Source organism: Streptomyces niveiscabiei (genome assembly GCF_033794345.1).
GTDB classification, from domain to species: domain Bacteria; phylum Actinomycetota; class Actinomycetes; order Streptomycetales; family Streptomycetaceae; genus Streptomyces; species Streptomyces niveiscabiei.
Genome location: NZ_JARAYJ010000021.1, coordinates 91730 through 115236 on the forward strand (window position 1 = coordinate 91730; position 23507 = coordinate 115236).

Here is a 23507-nt window from a genome sequence, read left to right on the forward strand (position 1 = left end):
ACCCTTGAGCACGCACAGAAAACACCTCTCCCGGCGCCGTGTCCTCGGCGGCTCCGCGATCGCCGTCGCCGCGGCGGGCGCGGCCGGGGTCGCCGGGGTCGTCTCCTCGGCGTCGGCGGCGGCCTTCGGGTACGCCGACGACGGGAAGAACTACGTGGTCGACACGGGTGCGTCCGTGGTCTTCAAGGTCTCGAAGACGACCGGCGACATCACCTCGCTGGTGTACAAGGGCAAGGAGTACGAGGGGTACGGCGGCCGGCACTCGCACGTCGAGTCGGGGCTCGGCTCCGCGACCGTCACCGTACGGCAGTCCGGCTCGACGATCCTCGTCAAGGCGGTGCACGGTCCGATCACCCAGTGGTACGCGGCGCGCAGCGGCCAGGACAACGTGTACCTGTGGACGCACAAGGCCGACGCGTCGTTCACGGCGACCCGGTTCATCGTCCGCCTCAGGCCCGGCGTCTTCCCGAACGAGGGCCCGGACTCCTGGATCGAGGCGTCGGACAAGGTGATCGAGGCGGGGGACGTGTGGCGGCGGGCCGACGGGACGACCCACTCCAAGCACTACTCCGGCAAGCGGGTCGCCGACTACGACTACGTCGGCTTCAAGGGCTCCGACTCGGCGCTGTGGATGGTCCGTTCGAACCACGAGAAGGCGTCCGGCGGCCCCTTCTACCGCTCGCTGCTGCGGCACTCCAACGACCTCGGCGCCGGGCTGTACGAGATCCTGCACTACAACCAGGCCCAGACCGAGCCGGAGCGGTTCGGTCTCCAGGGCCCGTACGTCCTCGCCTTCACCGGCGGTGCGGCTCCCGCGTCGTCGCTGCTGCACGGCAGCCTCGACACGTCCTGGGCCGACGGGCTCGGGATCACGGGCTGGGTCGGGAAGAAGGGGCGCGGCAAGGTCGCGGGGGTCGGGCTCAAGGGGATGTCCTCGGCGCACCCGTACACCGTGGGGTTCGCCAACGCGGACGCGCAGTACTGGGCGAAGGCGGCGAGCGGGACCGGCGCGTTCTCCTGCCCGGGGATGCTGCCAGGGACGTATGAACTCACCGTCTACAAGGGCGAGTTGGCCGTACACCGGACGACCGTGAAGGTGACGGCGGGGGCGACGACCGCCCTCAACTCCCTTTCCATCGGCGGCGATCCGTCAACGGCCAAGGTTCTCTGGCGACTCGGCGACTGGAACGGCACGCCCTCGGAGTTCAAGAACGCGGCCCTCATGACGTACGCGCACCCCTCCGACGCGCGCGCCGCGAAGTGGACGGGGAACGTGACGATCGGGAGCGGGGACGCGGCGTCGTTCCCGGCGTACATGTGGAAGGCCGTCAACGACGGGGTGCGGGTGCACTTCAGGCTGACGGCCCAACAGGCGTCGGCGGCACGGACGTTGCGCATCGGGGTGACCGACGCGTTCGCGGGCGGGCGGCCCCGGGTGACGGTGAACGGGTGGACCTCGGCGGTGCCCGCGGCGCCGGCCCAGCCGTCGACACGGTCGCTCACGACGGGGTCGTACCGGGGGAACAACCACACGTTCACGTACACGATTCCGGCGTCGGCGCTGGCAGTGGACAATGTGCTGACGCTGAACATCGTGAGCGGTTCGAGCGGCGAGACGTTTCTGAGCCCGGGGACCTCTTTCGACTGTATCGACCTACTGGCGTGAGCCGAGGGCGTCGTTCCGGTTGCCGGAGGCCGCGCGGGCACTGTCGTCCCCGCGAAAGCCGATCGCGACTTTTCGCGGGGACGGCGCCGCCGGGCGTCAGTTCATGGTCGAGCCGATGGTCGTCGACCCGGTCGTGAGGAACGTCGTCGCGGGCAGAGTCCCGCTGGAGCCGCGGGAGTTGTACGTCGAGGAGGCGTCCGTGGAGCGGAAGGCGGGCGTACTCACCCCGGAGTCCCAGTTGTTGCCGGACGACGTGACGCCCGACCCTTTGGTGACCGAGCCGCCGCCGTTGCTGACGGCGAGGTTCTTGCCGAGCTTCGCGGCGCCGGTCGCGAAGTAGTAGCCCCACTTGCCGTTGGCGTACGCGGTGGTGCGGTTGATGGAGATCGCGCCGGTGTTGCTGTTCTCGGTGAAGCCGTTGCCCGCGTTGCCCCAGGCCGCCGAGTTGTTGACGGCGTGGGCGACGGAGGGCCCGTTGCCGCCGAGCTTGTACCCGTTGCCGTTGCCCTCGAACGCGGAGTCGCCCCAGCGGTTGACGCCGTTGCCGAAGGCCCAGGTGTGCTCGATGGTGACCGGCGAGGAGAAGGACCAGAGGTCGATCCCGTCGTCCGAGTTGTTGTAGAGGCGCGCCCCGGTGACGAGGTTGCCGCTGCCGGAGCCGAACTTGATGGCGACGCCGTCCGCGTTCTGGCCGTGTGTCGCGGCGTCGTAGTTGCCGTAACTGTCCAGGTTCTTCACGGTGTTGTTGACCGTGTTGGCCCCGGTGAGGGTGAACCCGGAGTCGCCGCCGTTGATGGTCTTGATGTTGTTCCAGGTGGTGCCGGTGCAGGACTGGCAGACGACGGCGCTGTCCTTGGAGTTCTGGAAGGTGATGTTGGAGACGTTCCAGTAGGACGCGGTCAGTTTGAAGATCCAGGAGCCCGCGGCCATCGAGGACCCGTCGATCTTCACGGTCTCCGAGCCGTACGCGGTGAGCGTGATCGGCGCGGAGGAGGTGCCGTTGGCGGTCGACTGGAGGGTGGCCGTCGGGTAGTAGGTGCCGCCGCGCACCTGGATGACCGTACCGGCGGTGGCGTTCTTGACGGCGTTCGCGAGGTCGGTGGAGTTGCTGACGACGACGGTCGCGGCCCGCGCCTGGGTGGGCAGGACGGCGATCCCGGCCCCGATGGTCAGGGCGGCGAGTGCGGTGAGGGGGGTGAGAACGGTACGACGAGACATGGAGTGCGGTCCCTTTCGCCGTGTGGGGAGGGGGAGTTGGGGTGTTGGGGTGGTGCTAGCGGTGCGCTCGGGGACGCCATGTCCCGAGGTAGGTACGCGGGGTGTGTACGACCGCCGCCGCGTCCGTCAGGTGGGGCCGGTTCTCCGGCACCGGAACCACCGCGCCGGGGCCGGAGTTGGCGTACTCGGCGAAGCGCATGGTCTGCCAGGGGTACGCGTCGCGCATGTTGGTGTACGGCGCGACCGCGTCGATGCCGGGCCCGATCCAGGTGTCCCGAACCACCAGGGAGGGCCAGGCGGTTGTCTCGTACGACGGCACCCAGGGGCGGGCGATCTTGTACGCCGCGTCCTCGGCCGCGGAGGTGATCCGGCCGCGCACGGCGAGGAAGCCGTAGGGGTTGGCGCGGGCCGTCGAGGGGGCGAAGACCATGCCCTTGGGAGTGAAGGACACGTCCCGCTGGAGGGTGTGGAAGCGGCAGGTGTCGAAGACCGCGCGGGCCCGCCCGAAGACGAAGTCGACGTCTCCTTCGATGTGGCAGCGCCGGTAGTAGTGGCGGTCGAAGACGTCCAGCGCGGTGGTGTCCGCGAACAGGGTGTCCTGGTGGGCCAGGAGGCGGACGTTCTCGACGTGCGTGCGGTCGCCGGTGAGGTAGGCGGCGACCGCCTGCGTGCCGGTGATCTCGGGGTGCTCCGCGCGCAGCCAGTCGTTCGCGAGGGTGAGGTCGAGGACGGTGAGGCCGGGGGCCGCCGAGGTGAACGTCGCGGAGCCGGCCGTGCCGTAGGTGCCCGAACCGTCGGGCTTCGGGGTGCCGTTGGCGTTGTCGTAGACGATGACGGCGGCGCGGGGGTCGCGGACGGCTCCCCTGATCGTCAGCTCGGCCTTGTCGGCGGGGACGTCGACGACTTCGCGGTACGTGCCGGGGTGGACGACGATCGTCCAGCCGGGGCCGGTGACGCGGTCCACGGCGGCCTGGACGGAGTCGCCGGGGCGGACGTGGACAACTCGCCTGCCGGTGGCGGCGGTTGCGGGGGCAGTTGTGGTGATCGCTGCGGCTGTCCCGCCGATCAGGAAGGCACGGCGGCGCATCTCAGCAGCCCTCCGGTTCCCAGTCGCCCAGGTACGCGGCCCGGGTCGCCGACTCGGCCTGTACGGCGGTGAGTTGGGGCCGGTTCTCCGGCACCGAGATCGCCGCGCCGGGGCCCGAGTTGCGGTACTCGGCGAAACGCTGGCTCTGCCAGGGGAAGCTGTCCGACATGTTCGTGTACGGGGCGACCGCGTCGATGCCGGCGCCGAGGCGGGTCTCGCGGACCGTGAGCATCGGGCGGGCGGTCGGATCGGAGCTGGGCACCCAGGGGCGGGCCAACTTGTAGTAGGCGTCGGGTGCTTCGCTGGAGACGCGGCTGCGCGAGACGAGGTAGCCGCGCGGGTTGGCGCCCGCCGTGGAGGGCGCGAAGACGAAGCCGTACGGCGCTCCCGCGAGGTCGGTGCGGGTCAGGGTGCGGAAGTGGCAGCGCTCGAAGACGGCGGTCGCGCGGCCGAAGACGAAGTCGACGTCGCCCTCCACGTAGCAGTCCGCGAAGTACTGGCGGGCGAAGGTGGCGAGGCTCGACGAGTCGGCGTACAGGGTGTCCTGGTGACCCAGGAAGCGGCAGTGGTGGAACGCGCCGCGGTCGCCCTGCACCTTGATGGCGACGGCCTGGGTGCCGGTGATCTCGGGGTGGTCCGCGCGCAGCCAGTCGTTGGCGAACGTGATCCAGCGTGCGGTGAAGCCGGCGGCCTGGACGGTGGTCGTGGCCGAGCCCGTGGTGCCGTGAGTACCCCCGCCGGGCTTGGGAGTTCCGGCCGCGTTGTCGTAGACGACCACCACGTCACGGGGGTTGCGGGAGGCGCCGATCCAGGTCATGCCGGTGCGGGTGGCGTCGACGGCGACCGTCTCGCGGTAGGTGCCGGGGGCGAGGACCAGGGTCCAGCCGGCGCCGGTGGCGGCGGTGACGGCGGCGCGGACGGAGGTGAAGTCGCCGTTGCCCGCGGTGTCGACGTACAGGGTCTGGGGGGTGAGGCGGTTCGACGGGGAGCCGTAGCGGCCGAACGGCCTTGCGGGGCGGGGGTGGTGGGCCGAGGCGGGGGTGGGGGTGAGTGCGAGGGTGGCCGCCGTTGCGGCGGCGGTGGTGATGAATCCCCTTCTGGAGAGGGGGAGTTGGGGCGAGGGCATGGCGGGTGCTCCTTCGCGGAGTGCGGGAGGGTGCCGGGACGGTGTGCAGGACCGTCCCGGCACGTCTGGGGAGGCGTCAGCGCGCCCGGCCGACGCCCGCGCCGCGCGCGACGACCGACGGGACCAGGCACGGGGAGTCGACCCGGGTGCGCAGGGTCGGGGTCCAGCCCGCGCCGGACTGGAGGGTCTCGGCGGGGATCTCCGCGTTGTGCACGGCGATGAGGTCGACGCGGCGGCCGTTGACGTAGTTGTTCTCGGCCGTCAGCGGGGACTCGTTCCACTTCTTGATGACCTTGCCGACGCTGGTGCCGGCGGGCAGCGAGATCGCGTTGTCGCTCGCGTACAGCGCGGAGTTGGTGCCGACGCCGAAGAGGTAGTAGTCCGACTTCTGCGCCTCTTCGACGACGTAGTGGTTGTTGTAGACGTCGACCTGCCCGAACCGCACGCGCGGGGAGCGCTGGAGGATGCCCGCGAAGCGGTTGTGGTGCATCGTGACCTTGAGCTTGCCCGCGTCGAGCGCGGAGGTGCTGTCGCTGTTGCCGATCAGCATGTTCTTGTCGTGGTTCTCGAACGAATTCCACGACACGGTCACGTAGTTGGAGCCGCGCACGATGTCCGTGAGGCCGTCGTGCTGCTGGAACACCTTGCCGAAGTAGACCGGCCGCTCACTGTCGGGGTAACGCCCGTCGGTGAGCGTGTTGTGGTCGATCCACACGTGGTCGGTGCCGAAGACGACGACCGCGTCGTACTCCGAGTTCCAGTTGCCGGTGTGGTTGTCGTCGGTCGGGTCCCACTTGGGAAAGCAGTCGAGGGGCGCCTCGATCGTGAGGTTGCGCAGGATGACGTTCGAGACGCCCTTGATCTGGAGACTGCCGCCGAGAATCCCGGAGTTCTTGCCGACGCCGACGATCGTCGTGTTGCTCGGGACGTTGGCCTTGATGACCGAGTCCTGGTTCGCGGCGGAGGCGACGCGGGCGTCCTCCTGCGGGCCCATGGCGACCTTGTCGTTGCCGTAGACGGCCGGGTCGTAGTCCTTCAGGTACTGCTGGAGGTCGTACCCGCCCGCCTCGAAGGCGTCGCAGCCCTCGGAGACCGCGTCGATCATCCCCTGCACCTTGATGATCTTGGGAGCGCTCCCGCCGGCCGCGAGGGCGGCCTTGAACTCCGCCCAGGTGGTGACGGTGTAGACGTGCTCGGCGTCGGCCGCCGCGCCGCCCGTGGTGCCGGTGCCGTACGAGCCCCAGCCGTCGCCCGCGCCGAGGGTCTGGCGGGACAGGTCCGTCGCGCGCTGCGGCTGGGCCTGGGCCGCGACGCCGGTCAGCGAGAGGGCGAGGGCCGTGCAGCCCAGGATCGCGCCGGATCGCTTCAGACGGCGTGCACTGACATGATCATGACACTTCCGTGCGTACATGGTGCGGCTCTCCTTCTTCGGAACAGGGGGGTGGGGACAGGGGGGCGGGGTGCTACTCGGCCACGGCGTCCGGCCAGGTGATCCACGACTCCGGGATCTCCTCGTCCAGGCGGCGCACCTCGCTCCGCGCCAGCACCCTGGTTCTGGCCAACTCCCGTGCCACCAGGCGGGCTACGGCGATGGCGCCCGGCGGGTTGAAGTGCGTGTTGTCCTGCTCGGTGGCGGTCCAGTTGAAGTACTTCTTCGTCTCCTCCACGCCGAGCTGCTGCCACAGGGCGAGGGAGAGGGCCTGGGTGTCGAGCAACGGGACCTTCGCCGCGGCTGCCAGGGCTCTCATCGATGCCGGGTACTCGCCGTGGGTGGGTACGGAGTTGCCCTGGGCGTCGAATCTGCGGCGCTCTATGGAGGTGGCGAGGACCGGGTTCGCTTTTCGGGCTCGGGCGCCGTTGATGTACAGGCGGAGGTAGTCCTGGTACGTCGTCCAGGGCTCCGTGTAGCGGGTGGGGTCCTCGGTCTTCTCGTCGTTGTGCGCGAACTGGATGAGGAGGAAGTCGCCGGGTTTGATTGCGTCGAGGATGACTTTGAGACGGCCCTCGTCGACGAAGCTCTTGGAACTCCGGCCGTTCACGGCGTGGTTGGCGACGGAAATCCCCTTGTGCAGGAAGAAGGGGAGGGCCATTCCCCAGCCGGTTTCGGGGGCGGCGGGGGCGTATTTCTGGGCCGCGGTGGAGTCGCCGGCGATGTAGAGGGTGCGGCGGTTGGCTGCCTGGGCGGGAGCGGCGATACCGAGGGGAATAGCGGCAAGGGTGACCGCGGCGATCTGTCTACGGCTGATGGACATACGTTTACCCTTTCAACCGGGAGTGCTTGTCTTCAGGGGCGCGGGGCTGTGTCGATGTGCGGCTCCGCCGCGTGGGCGCGACCAGCCAGGGACGGCCTGCACCCTGCGACGTACAGGCCATCCCAACGGCGAAACCCAGCGATTAACCGCGCTGCTGCTTCCATTCAGCCTGGGCGGCATTGAGCTCCTCGGCCAACTTGTCCAGGAAGTCCTTCGCGCTCATCTTCCCGAGCAGCACCTTCTGGAAGTTCGGCTCGTTGTCGGCCTTGGAGATCGTGTTCCAGTCAGGCAGGTAGTACGGCAACTGAACGATGCTGGTGGACCCGTCGGTCAGCGCCGCAGCCGCCAGCTTCGTGGGCTCCGACTTCTGGACCCACGCATCGGTGGCGGCCTCCGTATTGGACGGCACCTGCCCGGCCGACTCGTTGAACTTCGAGTTCTCCGCCTTGGACAGCGCGAACTCGATGAACTTCCACGCGGCCTCCTTGTTCTTGGAGCTCTTGAAGATCCCGAGCCCGTCGACGGGGTTGGAGACCTGAACCCGCTTGCCGTTCGCGACGGTGGGAGAGGGAATTCCCCGGAACTTCCCGACCCCGAGCGCCTTCACGTGGTCCTGGTAGGAACCGAGGTTGTGGTTGAGCATCCCGATCGTGCCGGAATCCCACTGCGCGACCATCTTCGTGAAGTCGTTGTTGAGGTCGGCGGAGGGGGTGACCTTCTTGTAGAGCGCGGCGTACTTCTCCAGCGCGGCGACGTTCTTGGGATCGTTGACGGTGGTCTTGTCACCGTTCCAGAAGGAGGTGATCTGGGACTGACCGTACATCGCGTCGAGGGCCTGCGCGATGGACCCGGCGCCCCCGCGGATGGTGTAACCGAATTCGTTCTTGCCGGAGTCGGTGAGTTTCTCGGCGGCGGCGTAGAAATTGTCCCAGGTGGTGGGCGGCTGGAGGCCGGCTTTCTGGAAGAGGTCGGTGCGGTAGTAGAGGACGCCGTTGTTGGCGGAGGTGGGAATGGAGTAGAGCGTCCCGTCGCCGCCCCCGGCGGCCTTGAGGGAGGCGACCATGTCCTTGTTGAGCTTGCCGCTCAGCGGCGATTTCGCAAGCTTGTCGTCGAGCGGCTCCAGCGCCTCCTGCGCGGCGAACCCGGCGAGCATGGCCGCGCCGACCCCGCCGACGTCGGGCAGGCCGCCGCCGCGGATCGTGGTGTCGACCTTGGACTGGTACTCGGTCGCGGCGATCCCGACGTACTCGACCTTGATGTCGGGGTTGGCCTTCTCGAAGTCGGCGATGACCGTCTTCCAGATGTCGGTGCGGACACCACCGTTGTTGTCCCAGAAGACGATCTTCCCGGTGCCGCTGCCCTCGGACCCCTTGTCGCCGCTGCCGCTGCCGTCGTCGCCGCAGGCGGTTGCGGTGAGGGCGAGCACGGACCCCAGGGCGACGGCCGCGGCGGCGCGGCTGTTTCTGCGGTTTCTGTTCTTCATCGGTCGGCTCTCTTCATTGAGGTGTCTGCTTGGTCCGGTCGTGGGGGTCAGTGCGTGCGGGCGGTGTGGGGTGCCCAGCCGTCGGTGCCCTTGAGGTAGGCGGTGACGGTGTGTCCTGTGGCCTGATCATCCGTCAACTGGGGTCGGTCCGGGGTGACTTCGGCTCCAGCTCCGTGATTTCGGTACTCGGCGAGGCGGGCGTCGCGCCAGGAGAAGCCGCCCATGTCGGTCCAGGGTGCCGCCTTGATCGCGGCGGGAAGTTCGGTGTCGCGGATCAACACCTGTGCCACGGCGTCGGGTTGGCCGCCGGGGTGCCAGGGCCGGCCGAGGTGGAAGCTGCCGGCGGGGGCGTCGCTGACGATCCGGGAGCGGGTGATCAGGAACCCGTAGGGGTTGCCCGTCCAGGTCGAAGCGGCCGTGATGTAGCCGTTGTTGGTGTCGGAGCCCCGGCTCAGCGCCCGGATCTCGGACCGTTCGATCACGGTCGTGGCGCGTCCGTAGACGAAGTCGACGTCCCCCTCGATGTAGGAGTCGCGGATGTAGACCCGGCTGACGGTGGTCAGGTTGGGGCTGTCGGTCATCAGGGTGTCCTGGTTGCCCAGGAAGGCGGTGTCCTCGAAGACGATCCGGTCACCGGTCGTCTTCATCGCCAGCGCCTGTTCGCCTTTCAGCTCGACCGCGGCCTCGTCGAAGTCGTTGCTGAAGGTGAGGTGCCGGGCGGTGACGTCGTTCGCGGCGATCCGTACCGTCGCGCTTCCCGTCGAACCGCCGTACTCGGCGGGCGTGTCGTAGACGATGACGGTGTCGGCGCGGCTGTGTCCAGTCCCTTGCAGGAGGATCTTCGGCTTGTTCGCGGGGACGAACACCTTGGCGCGGTAGGTGCCGGGGGCGATCGCGATGGTCACGGGTACGTCGTTGCCCGCCGGTACGGCGTCCACGGCGGCCTGGACGGTCGGGTAGGCGGCGGGGACGTTCAGCGTCGTGCCGATCTGCTTCTGCGGGCCGGAGAAGCGCGTCACCAGCGCGGGTACGGCCGCGGCCGGGTCGAGCCGATAGCCGTAGAAGTCACGGGGGTTGAAGGCGGTTCCCCAACTGTCCCTGCGGCCGGTCGTGTTGCGCAGGATCGAGCCGCGTTGCACCAACTCGGCGGTGGTGTCGGCCTGGTAGGGGTGCTGGACGCCGTCGTAGTAGCTGTTCTCGATGACCATCCTGGTGCGGCCCCGGGCCCAATTGCCGTACGTCCAGACCGGATCGGCGTCGGCCACCGGTGCGGACAGGTAGTTGTTGTAGAGGTGCGCGTAGGCGCAGTTGTCCGCCGATGGGTTGCGTTGTTTGGTGCCGGTGAACCAGTTGTGGTCGATGGTGATCTGGGTGAGCGCGTTGGTGGTCCAGCCGATGCCGAGCGCCTTGTTGTGGTTGCGGAACTGGTTGTGGGAGACGGTGATGTACTGGCTGTCCTTGCGGATGTCGAGCAGTCCGTCTCCCATGTGCTGGAGGCGGTTGTGGTCGATCCACACGTGGTCGACGGTGTCCATCTGGATCGCGTCGAAGTCGGTGGTCTTGCCGTCCCAGTCGCCCTCGACGTACGAGTCGCGGATCGTCAGGTTGCGGATGATGACGTTGCTGGTGCCGGGGGTGAGGTGGAGTTCGCCGTGGACGATCTCGCCGGTGTCGCCCACGCCGATGACGGTCTTGTCCGAGGCGACGACGATGTTCGAGCCGAAGGGCTCCACGGCGATCGAGCCCTTGACGCGGATGACGTAAGGCTCGGGCGCGGAGGCGTACTTGGCCAGGGACGCCTGGTCGGTGACGGTGACGACCTGGCCGCCGGCGCCGCCGGTGGTGCCGCCCGCGAGGGAGGCGAAGCCGTGCGGGGTGTCCGTCCAACGGGAGGGGTGCGGACGGGAGTTGTCGAGGGGCAGGGTCGCGGAGGGGCTGCTTGTCGAGCGGGCGCCCTCAACGGCCGTTCCCGCAGGGGCCGTTGCTTCGGCGGCCCCCGCCTCCCCGGTCGTTCCGAGTCCCAGTGCTGCGACCATGCCGAGCAGGGCGGCCAGGACCAGTCCGGCGCCCGGTCTGCGCTTGCTAGGGAAGTGCGTCATTGCGGCTCCCAACAGGCGTGCTGAGTCAGTGAGTTACAGAGGGGTGATCCTGAAGCGGGTGAACACGGCGGACCCCGCGTGCCCGCTCCCCTCGGGTGCGAGGGCGACGAGTCCGAGCAGGGCGCCCACCCACCGCCAGGGCGTGGCGGCGAAGACGGGTCCCGACGGGCGCAGTCCCTCACCGATGTCGTGGAAGAACCGGCAGCGTGCCCCCTCGCCGATCTCGATGCGCAGCCGGACCCGTCCCGTGGGCACCAACTGCGGGTGTGCGGCGTCCCGTTCGCGCTCGGCGACGCCTTCGGCGAACCGGTGCACGAGGTGGACCGTGCCGTCGGGTCCGCGCTGGAGCCCGATCCAGCTGAACGCGTCCCCGAGGACGGCGAGTCCGCCCCGGGCGCCGGGGTCCTCGCTGGGCAGTTCGAGGTTCACCTCTACGGCCGACGGGCGCCCGGGGAGCCGCTGGGTGAGGATGTTGGGGAGCTTGCGCAGGTCGTGCGCGTCGGCGGTGCGGACGCAGGACAGCCGCAGGCCGTCCCCTGAGTGCTGGGTGGCCCAGCCGTCCTGCGGGTTCGCCGTCCACGCCCACTGCCGGCCGAAGCGTCCGCCGGGGAAGTCGTCGTCGGTGGCGGGCGCGGCGTCCGGCTGCGGGGGCAGGTCGGGGCGCTTGTGTACGGCGACGGGGGCCCCGTCGGCGCCGAGGACGGGCCAGCCGTCGTCGCCCCAGCGCATCGGCTGGAGGTGAACGACCCTGCCGTAGGCGCCGCGTTGCTGGAAGTGCAGGAACCAGTCCTCGCCCGTCGGGGTGCGCACCCAGCCGCCCTGGTGGGGGCCGTTGACGTCGGTGTCCTTCTGTTCGAGGACGATGCGTTCCTCGTAGGGGCCGAAGAACTCCCGTGCGCGGAAGGCTCCTTGCCAGCCGGTCTCCACTCCCCCGGCGGGCGCGAGGATCCAGAAGCGGCCCTCGTGGCGGTAGAGCTTGGGGCCTTCGAGGGTGAACCAGCCGGGGATGCGGTCGGCGTCGACGATGACCTTGCCCTCGTCGAGAAGTGACCGTCCGTCAGGGTTCATGCGGTGGCCGGTGAGGCGGTTCTTCACGCCGGAGCGGGACTTGGCCCAGGCGTGGACGAGGTACGCCTCGCCGGTCTCGTCGTCCCACAGGGGGCAGGGGTCGATCAGGCCCTTGCCGGCCTTCACCAGGTGCGGGCGGGTCCAAGGGCCCCTGATCTCGGGGGCGTTGACCTGGTAGATGCCCTGGTCGGGGTCGCCCCAGAAGATCCAGAACCGGTCGTCGTGGTGCCTGAGCGAGGGCGCCCAGACTCCGCAGTCGTGCCGGGGGCTCCGGAACTCCGCCGCGGGCTCCAGGAGTTGGAGCGCGTGTCCGACGAGCGTCCAGTTGACGAGGTCCCGGGAGTGCAGCAGCGGCAGTCCCGGTGCGCGGCCGAAGCTGGACGCGGTGAGGTAGAAGTCGTCGCCGACGCGCAGGACGTCGGGGTCGGACCAGTCCGCGTTGAGGATCGGGTTGGTGTACGTCACTGGCTGACCGCCTTCCGGACCAGGGCGCTCGCCTCGTCGCGCCCGAGCCGCCCGTCGGCGACGACGGTGACGATCCGGCGTACGGCGGTCTCGCCGGGCGGCACCGCCAGCCGCCCGTCGGACGCCAACGACGAGCCCACGCCGGGGTATTCGGCGGTGCGGACGAACCACGGGTCGCGCCGGGTGCGGTCGGTGGCGCCCGCGAAGACGAGGGTCCAGCCGGCGCCGGCGAGCGCGAGCCAGTCGGCGCGCGTGCCGTGCACCTCGGTCTCGCCCTCGGCGTCCGGGGTGAAGACGTCGGGCGGTGAACTCTCCTTGCGGGCCCGCCAGAAGAAGCCGCCGTACGCCGCGCCGGGGCGGCCGTTGGTGGCGGGGCTGCCGATGGTCAGGGGGGCGGGGCCGGGGTTGGTGAGGGAGAAGGTGAAGTCCAGGGCCCAGGCGGTGTCGGTGAGTTCGGTGGCGGCTACGGTGCGGCGTTCGCGGAGGAGTTCACGGGCTGAACTTCCTGAAGTTCGCGAATTTCCCGAAATCTGCAAACTTTTCGTTATCTGCAAACTTTCCGAAATTCGTGAATTTTCGGAATTTCCCGAACCTTCCCACACCACCCACCGCAGCTCCTCCACGAACCCGTCGGGATCCCTGAGCTGGAACCCGGCATGCCGCTGGACGCCGTGGTTGTCCAGCTCCGTCGGCCCCCGCCCCTCGACGTACGTGCGCCCGCCCCAGAAGTTGAACCCCTCGACGTCGGGTACGGCTACACCGACGCCGAGGTGGTGGAGGTGGTCGGCCGGGGTCAGTTCGGTGACCGCCGTGCCGGCGAGGGTGGTGACGGGGTGGAGGTAGGGGCGCGGGGAGAGCCGGGCGGGCAGTTCGGGCCGGGTGACGTACCGGCCGACGGGTCGGCCCGCGACGCGCAGGACGGCGGTGTCGGGGGCGGTCATCGGGAACTCACCTCTTTCGGCTGCGCCCACGGGGCGCCTTCGCGCTGCGCCCAGGGCGCGCCCAGTTCGGAGTAGAGCGCGAGGGAGTCGGCGACTTTTTCCACGATGCCGTCGATTCCGGGAACCACGCGGCGTTCCTCCTCGTTCAGGAGGTACCAGGCGGTTTCGGGCAGTGGAGCCGGGTCCGGGGCGGTGCGGATCGCTTCCACGACCGTCATGAAGGCGCCGGTGGAGTCGGGTGGTACGAGAAGGGTGGTGTTGTCCGTCAGGTGATCGACGAGGTTCTCCAGGAGGTCGGTGCGGCCGTACTCGTACTCCTCCGGGCCGTGCCCGGCGCGCTGGAGGAGGACGCGGTCCTGCTTGTACCAGTAGGTGATCCGGCCCTTGCTGCCGTGGACGAGTACGTACGGCTCGCCCGGCCGCTCGGCGCACAGGGTCGCGGCGACGGTGACCGGTCGCCCGTGGGAGGTGGTGACGCGAACGCAGGAGGTGTCGTCGGACTCGATGGTGTTGGCGTGGAACAGCTCGGTCTCCACGCGGACCACGTCCTCGGCGCGGACGGCGCCGTCCAGGGCGAGGGCGGTGGCCACGGCGTGGGCGAGGGGGTTGGTGAGGGCGCCGTCGATGACGTCCACACCGTTCAGGCGCCGCTTCCCGGCCCAGGGGGCGCGCCGGTAGTAGGACTCGGCGCGAGCCCAGGCGCCGGCTCCCCCGACCCCGGTGACCTCGCCGATCGTCCCGTCGGCGATGAGGTCCCGGATCGCGGGGACGGCGTGCGAGCCCAGCGACTGGAAGCCGATCTGGCAGGCGACGCCCGCCGCGGCGACGCCGTCGGCCATGCGGCGGAACTCCGCGTAGGACGGCGCCGGGGGCTTCTCCAGCAGGAGGTGGACGCCCCGGCGCGCGGCGGTCAGCGCGAGGTCGGTGTGGGTCGGGATCGGCGTGCAGACGACGGCGATCCGGGCGCCGGTGGAGTCGAGGAGGGCGCCGAGGTCCGGGGACTGCTCGGGGGCGCCGAGCCCGGCGGGGATCTCGTCGGGGGTGAGCGGGGTGAGTTCGCACAGCCCCGCGAGGCGGACGATGCCCTTGTCCTGGAGGCGGAGGATGTTGTCGAGGTGCCAGCGGCCGTGGCCGCGCGCGCCGGCGAGGACGATGTCGGTGCTCACGGGTGCCTCCCCGCGCCCGCGCCCCGGGCCACCGCCCGGTCGGCCGCGTCGGCGCTGTCGATCGTGGTGTGCAGGGTGGGTGTCCAGCCGACGTCGGCGGTCAGGTCGCGTTCGCTGCCGGAGTTGTAGGCGTTGTGGATGGTGAGGAGGTCGACGGGATAGCCGTTGAAGAGGGTGCCGCTCTGGTGGAGGGCGGTGCCGTTCCAGCTCTTGACGAGGTCGGCGGCCTCGATGTGGCCGGGGGTGTGGAAGGCGTTGTTCTCCGCGTAGATGGCGGATTCGGTGGAGACGCCGATCGAGTAGCGGTGGTCGTCGCCGGTGACGAGGTAGCGGTTGTTGTAGAGGTGCACCTGTCCGAAGCGGACGCGGGGTGCGCGCTGGACGACGCCGCGGAACTCGTTGTGGTGGAGGGTGACGCGCAGCTTGCCCCGGTCGCCGGTCGCGGTGTCGCCGGAGCCGATGAGCATGGCCTTGTCGTGGTCGGCGAAGCGGCTCCAGGAGACGGTGACGAGGTCGGAGGCGTTGGTGATGTCGAGGAGGCCGTCGTGGCGCAGGTAGTTGCGGGCGAAGTGGGTGGGCTCGTCGGCGTCGGGGTGGTTTCCGTCGCCGAAGGTGACGTGGTCGACCCAGACGTGGGTGGCTCCGGAGAGCCACAGGTTGTCGTACGCGGTCTTCCAGTCGCCGAGGCCGCCGTCGTTGGGCTGCCAGACGGGGAAGCAGTCGTAGGCGTCGCGCAGGTCGAGGTTGCGGACGATGACGTTGGTGGCGTTCCTGACCTGGAGGTTCGCGCCCTTGATGACGGCTTTGCCGACCCCTACGAGGGTGGTGTTGGACCCCACCTTGAGGACTACGCGCTCGGCCTGCTTCGCCGCCGAGGCCTGGCGGGCGTCCTCCTGGGGTCCGGCCGGCTTGGCTGCCCCCCAGGTACGGGGGTCGTACGCGGCGAGGTACGCCTTGAGGTCGTACCCGTCGGTGGCGTAGTCGGCGCAGTCCAGGCGGCGGCCCCGGTCGTCGGTGTTGGCGTCGATGGTCCCGGCGACCTTGATGATCTTCGGGGTGTCGCTGCCGCCGTCGAGGGCGCGGGCGAGTTCGGCGCGGGTGGTGACGGTGAAGACGTGCGCGGGGTCGGCGGCCGAGCCGCCGGTGGTGCCGGGTCCGTACGAGGCCCAGCCGTCGTTCGCGGGGAGGGTGTCGCGGGAGAGGTCGCGGGCCTCGGCGTGGGCCGGGAGGGCGAGTAACGGCAACAGGGCTGCGGCTACCGCGAATTGACGGAGTCTCATCCCTTCACCGCCCCCGCGCTGAAGCCGGTGATGAGCCACTTCTGGATGAACGCGAAGACGATCACGACGGGTACGGCGGCGATGATGCCGCCCGCGGCGAGCGCGCCGAGGTCGACGCTGTCGGAGCTCATCAGGGTGTTGAGGCCGACGGGGATCGTCTGCTTGTCCTGGTTGCTGAGGAACATCAGCGCGAACAGGAAGTGGTTCCAGGAGTGCACGAAGGCGAAGGAGCCGACGGCGATGATCCCGGGCCGCAGCAGGGGCAGGACGACGATGCGGAAGGCGGTGAAGCGGTTGCAGCCGTCGACCCAGGCGGCCTCTTCGAGGGAGTAGGGCACGTTCTTGATGAAGTTGCTGATGAGGATCATCGACAGCGGGAGCTGGAAGACCGTCTCGGCGATGATGACGCTGACCAGCGAGTTGATCATCTTCAGCTCGGCGAAGATCTCGAAGAGCGGCACGAGCAGCAGCGCGCCCGGTACGAACTGCGAGCACAGCAGCGCCAGCATGAACCCGCGTTTGATCTTGAAGTCGAAGCGGGCGAGGGCGTAGCCGCCGGCGAGGGCGACCAGGGTGGTGACGAGGAGCGTGGCGATGCCGACGTACACGCTGTTCTCGAAGTAGGTGCCGAACTGCCTCTCCGTCCACACCTTTTCGAAGTGGTCGAAGGTGACGGGCCACGGTACGAGGGACGTTGATCCGGCCGGGCGCAGGGCGAACAGGAGGATCCAGTAGAAGGGGATGAGGGTGAAGACGAGGTAGATCGACAGGGGCAGGTAGATCTGCCAGCGGGGGACCTCGTCCCAGGCGCGGCGGTGCTTCACCGGGCGCTCGGGCGTGGGGACTTGGCGCACGGGAGCGGGTGCCGGCTCGGTGGCGTGGGTGGTGGTCACTTGGACTCGCCTCCGAACTTGCTCAGCCGCAGATAGATCATCGAGCAGAAGAGCAGGATCACGAACGCGACCGTGGTCAGGGCGGACGCGTAGCCGAAGTTGTGGGATTCGACGCTGGTGTTGGCGATGTAGAGCGGGAGGGTCGTCGTCTCGCCGGCGGGTCCGCCGCCGGTCAGTGTGTAGAGGAGGTCGACGTTGTTGAACTCCCAGACCGCGCGCAGCAGCGTGGAGAGGATGATCGCGTCCTTGAGGTGCGGCAGCGTGATGTGCCAGAACTGCTTGAGTCTGCTCGCGCCGTCGACCTCGGCGGCCTCGTAGAGGTCCTTCGAGACGGATTGCAGGTCGGCGAGGATGAGGATGGCGAAGAACGGCACGCCGCGCCACAGGTCGGCGACGACGACGGCCGGGAAGACGGTCGAGGTGTCGGACAGCCAGCTCGTGCCGTAGGAGCCGATACCCATGTCGGCGAGGTAACGGGTGATCCCTGTCTGGGAGTTGTAGAGGAGCACCCAGATCGCGGAGGTCAGTACGCCGGAGACGGCCCAGGGCGAGAAGACGAGCGCGCGTCCCAACGCCCGTCCCACGAACGTCTGGTTGACGATGAGCGCCAGCGCGAGGCCGAACAGCAGCTGGAGTCCCACCTCGACGAAGACCCATTTGGCGCTGAAGGTCAGCGTGTCCCAGAACTGCGGGTCGTCGGTGAAGATCTGCCGGAAGTTGTCGAGTCCGGCGAATCCGTCGCGCCAGGGCTTGGTGGGGTTGAAGTGCTGGAGGCTGTAGTAGAAGACGCTGATCACGGGGTAGGCGATGAAGCCCAGCATCAGCAGGGCCGCCGGCGCGATCAGCAGGTACGGGAGCCTGCGCGGGGTGGCGGAGGCCCGGCGCCGCCGGGGTGGCGCGGGCTTTTTCGCCACGGCTGCGGCTTGGGCCATGACTGTTCTCCGTTCATGTACGTCGTCGTGCGGTAAGCGCTTTCTTCGCAGGCAGGCGGGTGCCTGGCGGTGTGCTGCGGTGGTGCCGTGCGGTGGTTCAGCCGGCGTACGGGTCCTGGACCTTGCCGGGGCGCGCGAGGAACTCGAAGTCGCAGCCGGTGTCGGCCTGCGTGATCTGCTCGTTGTAGAGGGCGCCGTAGCCGCGCTCGTAACGGGTGGTCGGAGGCGTCCAGTTCGCCCGCCTCAGAGCCAACTCGTCGTCGTCCACGTCGAGTTGGAGGGTGCGGGCGGCGACGTCCAGCGTGATGGTGTCGCCGGTGCGGACCAGGGCGAGGGGGCCGCCGACGTACGACTCGGGCGCGATGTGCAGGACGCAGGCGCCGTAACTCGTGCCGCTCATGCGGGCGTCGGAGATGCGGACCATGTCGCGGACGCCCTGCTTGAGCAGGTGGTCGGGGATCGGCAGCATGCCGTACTCGGGCATCCCCGGACCGCCCTTGGGCCCGGAGCCGCGCAGGACCAGGACGCTGTCGGCGGTGATGCCCAACTGCGGGTCGTTGATGGTGCGTTGCATGGTCTTGTAGTCGTCGAAGACGACCGCGCGGCCGGTGTGCTTGAGGAGGTTCTGGTCGGCGGCGATGTGCTTGATGACCGCGCCGTCGGGACACAGGTTGCCGCGCAGGACGGCGACCCCGCCCTCGGCCGCGACCGGGTTGTCGCGGGGGCGGATGACGTCGTCGTCGTGGACGACGGCCCCTTCGAGCTGTTCGCCCAACGTCCCGTTCACCGTGGGCCTGTTCAGGTGCAGCAGGTCGGTGATGCGGGACAGGAAGGCGGGCAGGCCGCCCGCGAAGTAGAAGTCCTCCATGAGGTAGGTCCGGCCGCCGGGGCGGACGTTGGCGAGGACCGGGACGGTGCGGGCGATGTGGTCGAAGTCGTCGAGAGTGAGGGCGACTTGGGAGCGCCCCGCCATCGCGATGAGGTGGATGACCGCGTTGGTGGAGCCACCGAGCCCGAGCACGGTCGTGACGGCGTCCTCGAATGCCTCGCGCGTCAGGATCGTCGACGGCTTCAGCCCGGTCCAGGCCAGTTCGACGGCCCGGCGCCCTGACGCGGCGGCCATCCGCTCGTGCGCGGAGTCGACGGCCGGGATGGAGGAGGCGCCCGGCAGCGTCATGCCGAGGACCTCGGCGGCGGCGGTCATCGTGGACGCCGTGCCCATGGTCATGCAGTGCCCGGGACTGCGCGCCAACCCGCCCTGGAGTTCCCGGAGTTCACAGTCCGTCAGATTTCCGGCGCGGTGCTCGTCCCAGTACTTCCACATGTCGGTGCCGGAGCCGAGGGTCTCGCCGCGCCAGTGGCCGGGCAGCATCGGCCCCGCAGGCACGAAGAGTGACGGCACGTCAGCCGATGCGGCGCCCATGAGGAGAGCGGGCGTCGACTTGTCGCAGCCGCCGAGCAGGACGGCCGCGTCGACCGGGTACGACCTGAGCAGCTCCTCCGTCTCCATGGCGAGGAGATTGCGGTAGAGCATCGGGGTCGGCTTCTGGTAGGTCTCCGAGAGGGTGGAGACCGGGAATTCGAGGGGGAAGCCGCCCGCCTGCCACACGCCCCGCTTGACCGCCTCGGCGCGTTCCCGCAGGTGGACATGGCAGGGGTTGATGTCGGACCAGGTGTTGAGGACGGCGATGACCGGGCGGCCCCGGTACTCCTCGGACTCGTAACCGAGCTGGCGCATACGGGCGTTGTGCGACCAGGTGCGCAACTGGCCTTCCGTGCCGTACCACTGATGGCTTCTCAGGTCTTCCGGTGCTGTGCGCGGTGCGTTCATATGGACCACCCGGCGGCTATGGCGGCGACCTCGGCGCGCTCGTCCTCGGGCAGCGTCCGGCTCGGCGGGCGCACCTCCCTGCGGCACAGGCCGAGCGAGGCCAGGGCCTCCTTGACGACGGTGACGTTGTTCGCGGAACCGCCCGCCGCGCGCAGTTCCTCGAAGCGCCGGATCTGCTCCCAGACCTTCATCGCGGCCGGATAGTCCCCGGATCGCAGCGCTTCGATCATGTTCAGCGAGACGGCCGGGGCGACGTTCACGAGCCCCGACGTGAAGCCGGTCGCGCCGGCCGAGAAGTACGAGGGGGCGTACGGCTCGGCGAGCCCCGCGACCCACACGAACCGCTCCAGGCCCGCGTCCCGCGCGAACGCCGCGAACCGGGAGGCGTCCGGGACGGCGTACTTGACGCCGATCACGTTCGGGCAGGCGTCCGCGAGCTCCGCGAGCCGCTCGCCGCGCAGCTGCGCGTTGCGGACGTACGGCACGACGCCCAACTCCGGTACGGCCTCGGCGATCTCGCGGTGGTAGTCGACCCAGCCGGCCTGCGAGACGTACGGGTGCACCGGCTGATGGACCATCACCATCTGCGCGCCGAACGCCCGTGCGTGGCGGGCGGCTTCGACGGCGCTCGGGATGTCGTGGCCGACGCCGACGAGCACCGTGGCGCGGTCGCCGACCTCTTCGAGGGTGAACTCCGTTATGCGGCGCCGCTCTTCGGGAGTCAGCGTGTAGTACTCCCCGGTGTTCCCGTTGGGGGTGAGCGTGGTGATCCCGGCGTCGAGGAGCCGGCGCAGCAGGGCCCGGCAGACGGTCTCGTCGACGCCGCCGTCCTCGGCGAACGGGGTCACCGGGATGGCGACGACGTCGGCCAGGGCCGCGCGCTGGGTCTCGAACGCCACGTTGCTCATTCCTGACCTTCCTGGTTCGCCGCGTGGGGGAAGGCCCGCTCGACGAAGGATCCGATGTGGGCGTGCAGGGCACGGGCGGCGCCGTCCGCGTCGCCGGCCAGGGCGAGCCGCAGGATCTCGCGGTGCTCGCCGGCCTCGCGCTCCCAGGACGGCGAGGCCGCCCACGCGACGGCGGAGACCAGAGCGGCCTGGTCGCGGACCTCGTCGAGCATCCGGCCGAGCAGCGGGTTGCCGCACGGCAGGTACAGCGCGCGGTGGAACTCCCGGTTGGCGAGGGAGCGTTCGGCGGTGTCGGCGGCCTCGTCGGCGCGGGTCAGCGCGTCGCGCGCGGCGTCCAGGGAGGCTCCCCGGCTCACCGTACGCCTCAGCGCCTCCGGTTCGAGCAGGACCCGGACGTCGTAGACCTCGCGCGCCATGTCCGCGTCCACCATGCGCACCGTGACGCCCTTGTACTGGCTCATCACGACGAGCCCGGTGCCGGCCAGGGTCTTGAGCGCCTCGCGCACCGGGGTCTTCGACACCCCGAAATGTGCGGCGAGTTCGGTCTCCACCAGGGCCTGACCGGGCGTCAGGCGCCCGGTGAGGATGCGGCGTTTGATCTCCTCCAGGACGTACTGCGTCCGGGAGGGGATCGGCGTGGGCACAGACGTCATGCGCGCCTCTCGGAAGTCGCGTATCTGATCTCGCGTATCGCGTCTCATATATGACGTACGAAGTACGACGCGTTGAAGGTAGGGAGGGGGTAAGGGGTTCGTCAATGCTTCTGACAGAAGTCAGGAACAGAAGTCAGAACCGGAACGTCTCGCCCTCGCGTGCCATCCGGGTGGGGCCGCCGAATGCCAGCGCGGCGCGGCCGGTCGCCGTCTGCCGCTGGAGAGCCGGTCCCACGTGCGTGACGAGCAGCTCCCGTACGCCCGCCTTGCGCGCCGCCTCCCCGGCGTCCTCCGGCGTCATGTGCACCTGTTCGCCGCCGCGATGCCGGTCGTGCTGGTCGATGTCTGCCTCGCACAGCAACACGTCGGCGCCCGTGGCGAGTTCGGTGAGCGCGTCGCACGGTCCCGTGTCCCCCGAGTACGCCATCACGCTGCCCTGGCACTCCGCGCGCAGCCCGTACGCCTCCGTGTCGTGCCGGACCGCGCGGGCGGCGAGGCGCAGGTTCCAGTGCCGGACGAGGAGGCCGTCGTACAGGGGCCTGAAGTCGAGGATTCCGCTGAGGAAGCGGACGTCGGCCTTGCCGAGGAACCCGGCGACCCGCAGCGCGCAGTCGCGGGGCGCGTACACCGGGATCGCCGCCGCCGGGGTCATGCCGCCGAACGCGAACGCGTACACCGCCGCGAGGAGGTCGGCGCTGTGGTCGGCGTGCAGATGCGACAGCCAGATCGCCGTGAGGCGGCTCGGGTCGGTGTGCCGCTGCAACTCCGCGAACGTTCCGGGCCCGGCGTCCACCCATATCTCGGCGCCGCCGCCGCGCAGGAGGTAGCCCGAGCAGGGCCGGTCGGGGGCCGGGTGGGGTGAGGCGGTGCCGAGGACTGTGAGGCTCAGGGGCATGGGTCGGAGGGTACGGGTGGGGGTGGTGGGGCGTCCGGGGAATCGGGGGTATCCACGGCGGGGGCAGGGGGCGCCGGATACCCCGTACGGACTACCCGGGTACCCCTCGGGAGCCACCCGGGCCTCAGGGGGCCGTGTGTCCTCACCGTCGTACCTAAGGCTGATGCCCGATGCCCCGCCTCCCTCCTTAGAGCCACGATGACCAGGCATGACGACAACCATCCGGGCCGTCCTGCGGGATCGTGACGCGGCCCTCTACCTCACCGGCGTCGTGGTCTCCGGCTTCGGGACCTCGGCGCTCTGGCTGGTCTCCGGCGTCTGGGTCAAGGACCTCACCGGCTCCGACGGGCTCGCGGCGCTGTGCATGCTGGCGATGTGGGCGCCGACGCTCGCGGGGCCGCTGCTCGGCACGCTCGCGGACCGCTTCCCGCGCCGGCCCCTCCTCATCGCCTCCAGCCTCTTCCTCGCCGCGCTCCTCCCGGTCCTGCTCACCGTCGACTCCCCCGGCCTCACCTGGCTCGTCCTCGGCGTCCTCCTCGTGTATGGCGCGACCGGCGTCGTCAACGACGCCGCCGAGGCCGCGCTCGTCGCGAACACCCTCCCGGCGGCCCTGCTCGGCGACTTCAACGGGCTGCGCATGGCGATCACCGAGGGCATGAAGCTGGTGTCGCCGCTCGCGGGGGCGGGGCTGTACACGCTGTACGGCGGACCGGCGGTGGTCCTGCTGGACGCGGCGACGTTCGTGGTGGCGGCGGGGGTGTACGCGGGGCTGCGGACGGGAGGGGACGCCGAGGATACGCGGAACGCCTCGCGCTCACTGCCCGAACAGGCACAGCGAGTTGAACGCCCCCGCCGCCGCCAACGCCCCCTCCCCCGCCTCCGCCGTCTCCTCGCCCCCACCTCCGTCGGCGCCCGTCACCTCTGGGCCCACCCCCGCCTGAGGCCCCTCGTCCTCGCGGGCGGCTTCTCCATGCTGTGCGCCGGGCTGAACGGTGCCCTGTTCTACGCGGTGATCGACGGGCTGGGCCGCTCCCCCTCGTACGCCGGGGTGCTGTACGCCGTGCAGGGGGCCGGTTCCGTGAGTGTCGGGCTGCTGTCGGGGCGGGCCCTGCGGTGGCTCGGGGAGCGGAGGTTCGCGGCGTGGGGGATCGCCGTGACGGCCGTCGCGGTGGCGCTGCGGGCGGTGCCGTCGGACGGGGTCGCGCTGCTGTCCAGCGCGGCGATCGGGGCGGGGCTGCCGTGCGTCCTCATCGCCGCGCTGACCGCCGTGCAGCGGGAGACGCCGGACGCGGTGCTCGGGCGGACAGTGGCCACGGCGAACACGCTGGTGTACTCACCGAACGTGATCGGCCTCGGGGTGGGCGCGGGATTGGTCGAACTGGTCGACTATCGGCCGGCGCTGGTCGTGCTCGGGGTGACGTGGCTGGCGGTGGGGTCGCTGCTGCTGCGGGGTGGGCGCGGCGAACGGGCCGTGCGCTGAAGGGTGCGCCCGGGCGGGGAACCTCCGCCGCTTACCGGGCCTCCGTCGCCCGCACCGCGGTCGG

General features: G+C 70.0%; 19 protein-coding genes. 2 read left to right on the forward strand and 17 right to left on the reverse strand.

The window, feature by feature from the left end:
- Window positions 1–4: 4 nt before the first annotated feature.
- Entirely contained in the window at window positions 5–1666 is a 1662-nt protein-coding gene (locus tag PV682_RS26560; RefSeq protein ID WP_319734114.1) for a rhamnogalacturonan lyase B N-terminal domain-containing protein, read from the forward strand.
- Between the two features lie 96 nt (window positions 1667–1762).
- Here the strand turns inward: PV682_RS26560 and PV682_RS26565 are convergent, their stop codons facing one another.
- From PV682_RS26565 to PV682_RS26645, 17 genes are all read right to left on the reverse strand, one after another.
- Window positions 1763–2884, reverse strand: a complete 1122-nt coding sequence (locus PV682_RS26565; RefSeq protein ID WP_319734116.1) for a right-handed parallel beta-helix repeat-containing protein — start codon at window positions 2882–2884, stop codon at window positions 1763–1765.
- A 55-nt stretch (window positions 2885–2939) separates the two neighbouring features.
- Window positions 2940–3971, reverse strand: coding sequence for a pectinesterase family protein (locus PV682_RS26570; protein WP_319734118.1), 1032 nt, complete (start codon window positions 3969–3971; stop codon window positions 2940–2942).
- Between the two features lies 1 nt (window position 3972).
- Entirely contained in the window at window positions 3973–5097 is a 1125-nt protein-coding gene (locus PV682_RS26575; protein WP_319734119.1) for a pectinesterase family protein, read from the reverse strand.
- A gap of 76 nt (window positions 5098–5173) precedes the next feature.
- Window positions 5174–6508, reverse strand: a complete 1335-nt coding sequence (locus tag PV682_RS26580) for a pectate lyase family protein (protein ID WP_319734121.1) — start codon at window positions 6506–6508, stop codon at window positions 5174–5176.
- A gap of 52 nt (window positions 6509–6560) precedes the next feature.
- On the reverse strand, window positions 6561–7349 hold the full coding sequence (locus PV682_RS26585) for a rhamnogalacturonan acetylesterase (RefSeq protein WP_319734123.1): 789 nt from the start codon (window positions 7347–7349) through the stop codon (window positions 6561–6563).
- Between the two features lie 142 nt (window positions 7350–7491).
- Window positions 7492–8832 carry an ABC transporter substrate-binding protein gene (locus PV682_RS26590; protein WP_319734125.1) on the reverse strand — a complete coding sequence of 447 codons (1341 nt, stop codon included), beginning with the start codon at window positions 8830–8832 and terminating at the stop codon, window positions 7492–7494.
- Between the two features lie 47 nt (window positions 8833–8879).
- The gene (locus PV682_RS26595; RefSeq protein ID WP_456154976.1) at window positions 8880–10868 is read right to left on the reverse strand and encodes a pectinesterase family protein; all 1989 of its coding nucleotides are present in this window, start codon (window positions 10866–10868) and stop codon (window positions 8880–8882) included.
- 96 nt (window positions 10869–10964) lie between these two features.
- Complete coding sequence (locus tag PV682_RS26600) at window positions 10965–12464, reverse strand: glycoside hydrolase family 43 protein (protein ID WP_319734129.1); 1500 nt, start codon at window positions 12462–12464, stop codon at window positions 10965–10967.
- Window positions 12461–13405 carry a DUF6807 domain-containing protein gene (locus PV682_RS26605; RefSeq protein ID WP_319734131.1) on the reverse strand — a complete coding sequence of 315 codons (945 nt, stop codon included), beginning with the start codon at window positions 13403–13405 and terminating at the stop codon, window positions 12461–12463. The genes PV682_RS26600 and PV682_RS26605 overlap by 4 nt, the downstream gene beginning before the upstream one ends.
- On the reverse strand, window positions 13402–14571 hold the full coding sequence (locus PV682_RS26610) for a Gfo/Idh/MocA family protein (protein ID WP_319734133.1): 1170 nt from the start codon (window positions 14569–14571) through the stop codon (window positions 13402–13404). Before PV682_RS26610 ends, PV682_RS26605 begins: the two co-directional genes overlap by 4 nt.
- Window positions 14568–15851, reverse strand: a complete 1284-nt coding sequence (locus tag PV682_RS26615; RefSeq protein ID WP_319734135.1) for a pectate lyase family protein — start codon at window positions 15849–15851, stop codon at window positions 14568–14570. Before PV682_RS26615 ends, PV682_RS26610 begins: the two co-directional genes overlap by 4 nt.
- On the reverse strand, window positions 15848–16744 hold the full coding sequence (locus PV682_RS26620) for a carbohydrate ABC transporter permease (protein ID WP_407705745.1): 897 nt from the start codon (window positions 16742–16744) through the stop codon (window positions 15848–15850). The genes PV682_RS26615 and PV682_RS26620 overlap by 4 nt, the downstream gene beginning before the upstream one ends.
- Entirely contained in the window at window positions 16741–17676 is a 936-nt protein-coding gene (locus PV682_RS26625) for a carbohydrate ABC transporter permease (protein WP_319734137.1), read from the reverse strand. The genes PV682_RS26620 and PV682_RS26625 overlap by 4 nt, the downstream gene beginning before the upstream one ends.
- A 97-nt stretch (window positions 17677–17773) precedes the next feature.
- A complete protein-coding gene (gene araD, locus PV682_RS26630) occupies window positions 17774–19507 on the reverse strand; it encodes an L-arabinonate dehydratase (protein WP_319734139.1) in 1734 nt (577 codons plus the stop codon).
- Complete coding sequence (locus tag PV682_RS26635) at window positions 19504–20415, reverse strand: dihydrodipicolinate synthase family protein (RefSeq protein ID WP_319734141.1); 912 nt, start codon at window positions 20413–20415, stop codon at window positions 19504–19506. Before PV682_RS26635 ends, araD begins: the two co-directional genes overlap by 4 nt.
- Entirely contained in the window at window positions 20412–21068 is a 657-nt protein-coding gene (locus PV682_RS26640; protein WP_319734143.1) for a GntR family transcriptional regulator, read from the reverse strand. The genes PV682_RS26635 and PV682_RS26640 overlap by 4 nt, the downstream gene beginning before the upstream one ends.
- A 133-nt stretch (window positions 21069–21201) precedes the next feature.
- On the reverse strand, window positions 21202–21963 hold the full coding sequence (locus PV682_RS26645) for an MBL fold metallo-hydrolase (protein WP_319734145.1): 762 nt from the start codon (window positions 21961–21963) through the stop codon (window positions 21202–21204).
- 208 nt (window positions 21964–22171) lie between these two features.
- On the opposite strand from PV682_RS26645, the gene PV682_RS26650 reads away from it, so the two are divergent.
- Complete coding sequence (locus tag PV682_RS26650) at window positions 22172–23443, forward strand: MFS transporter (RefSeq protein WP_319734147.1); 1272 nt, start codon at window positions 22172–22174, stop codon at window positions 23441–23443.
- Window positions 23444–23507 lie beyond the last annotated feature (64 nt).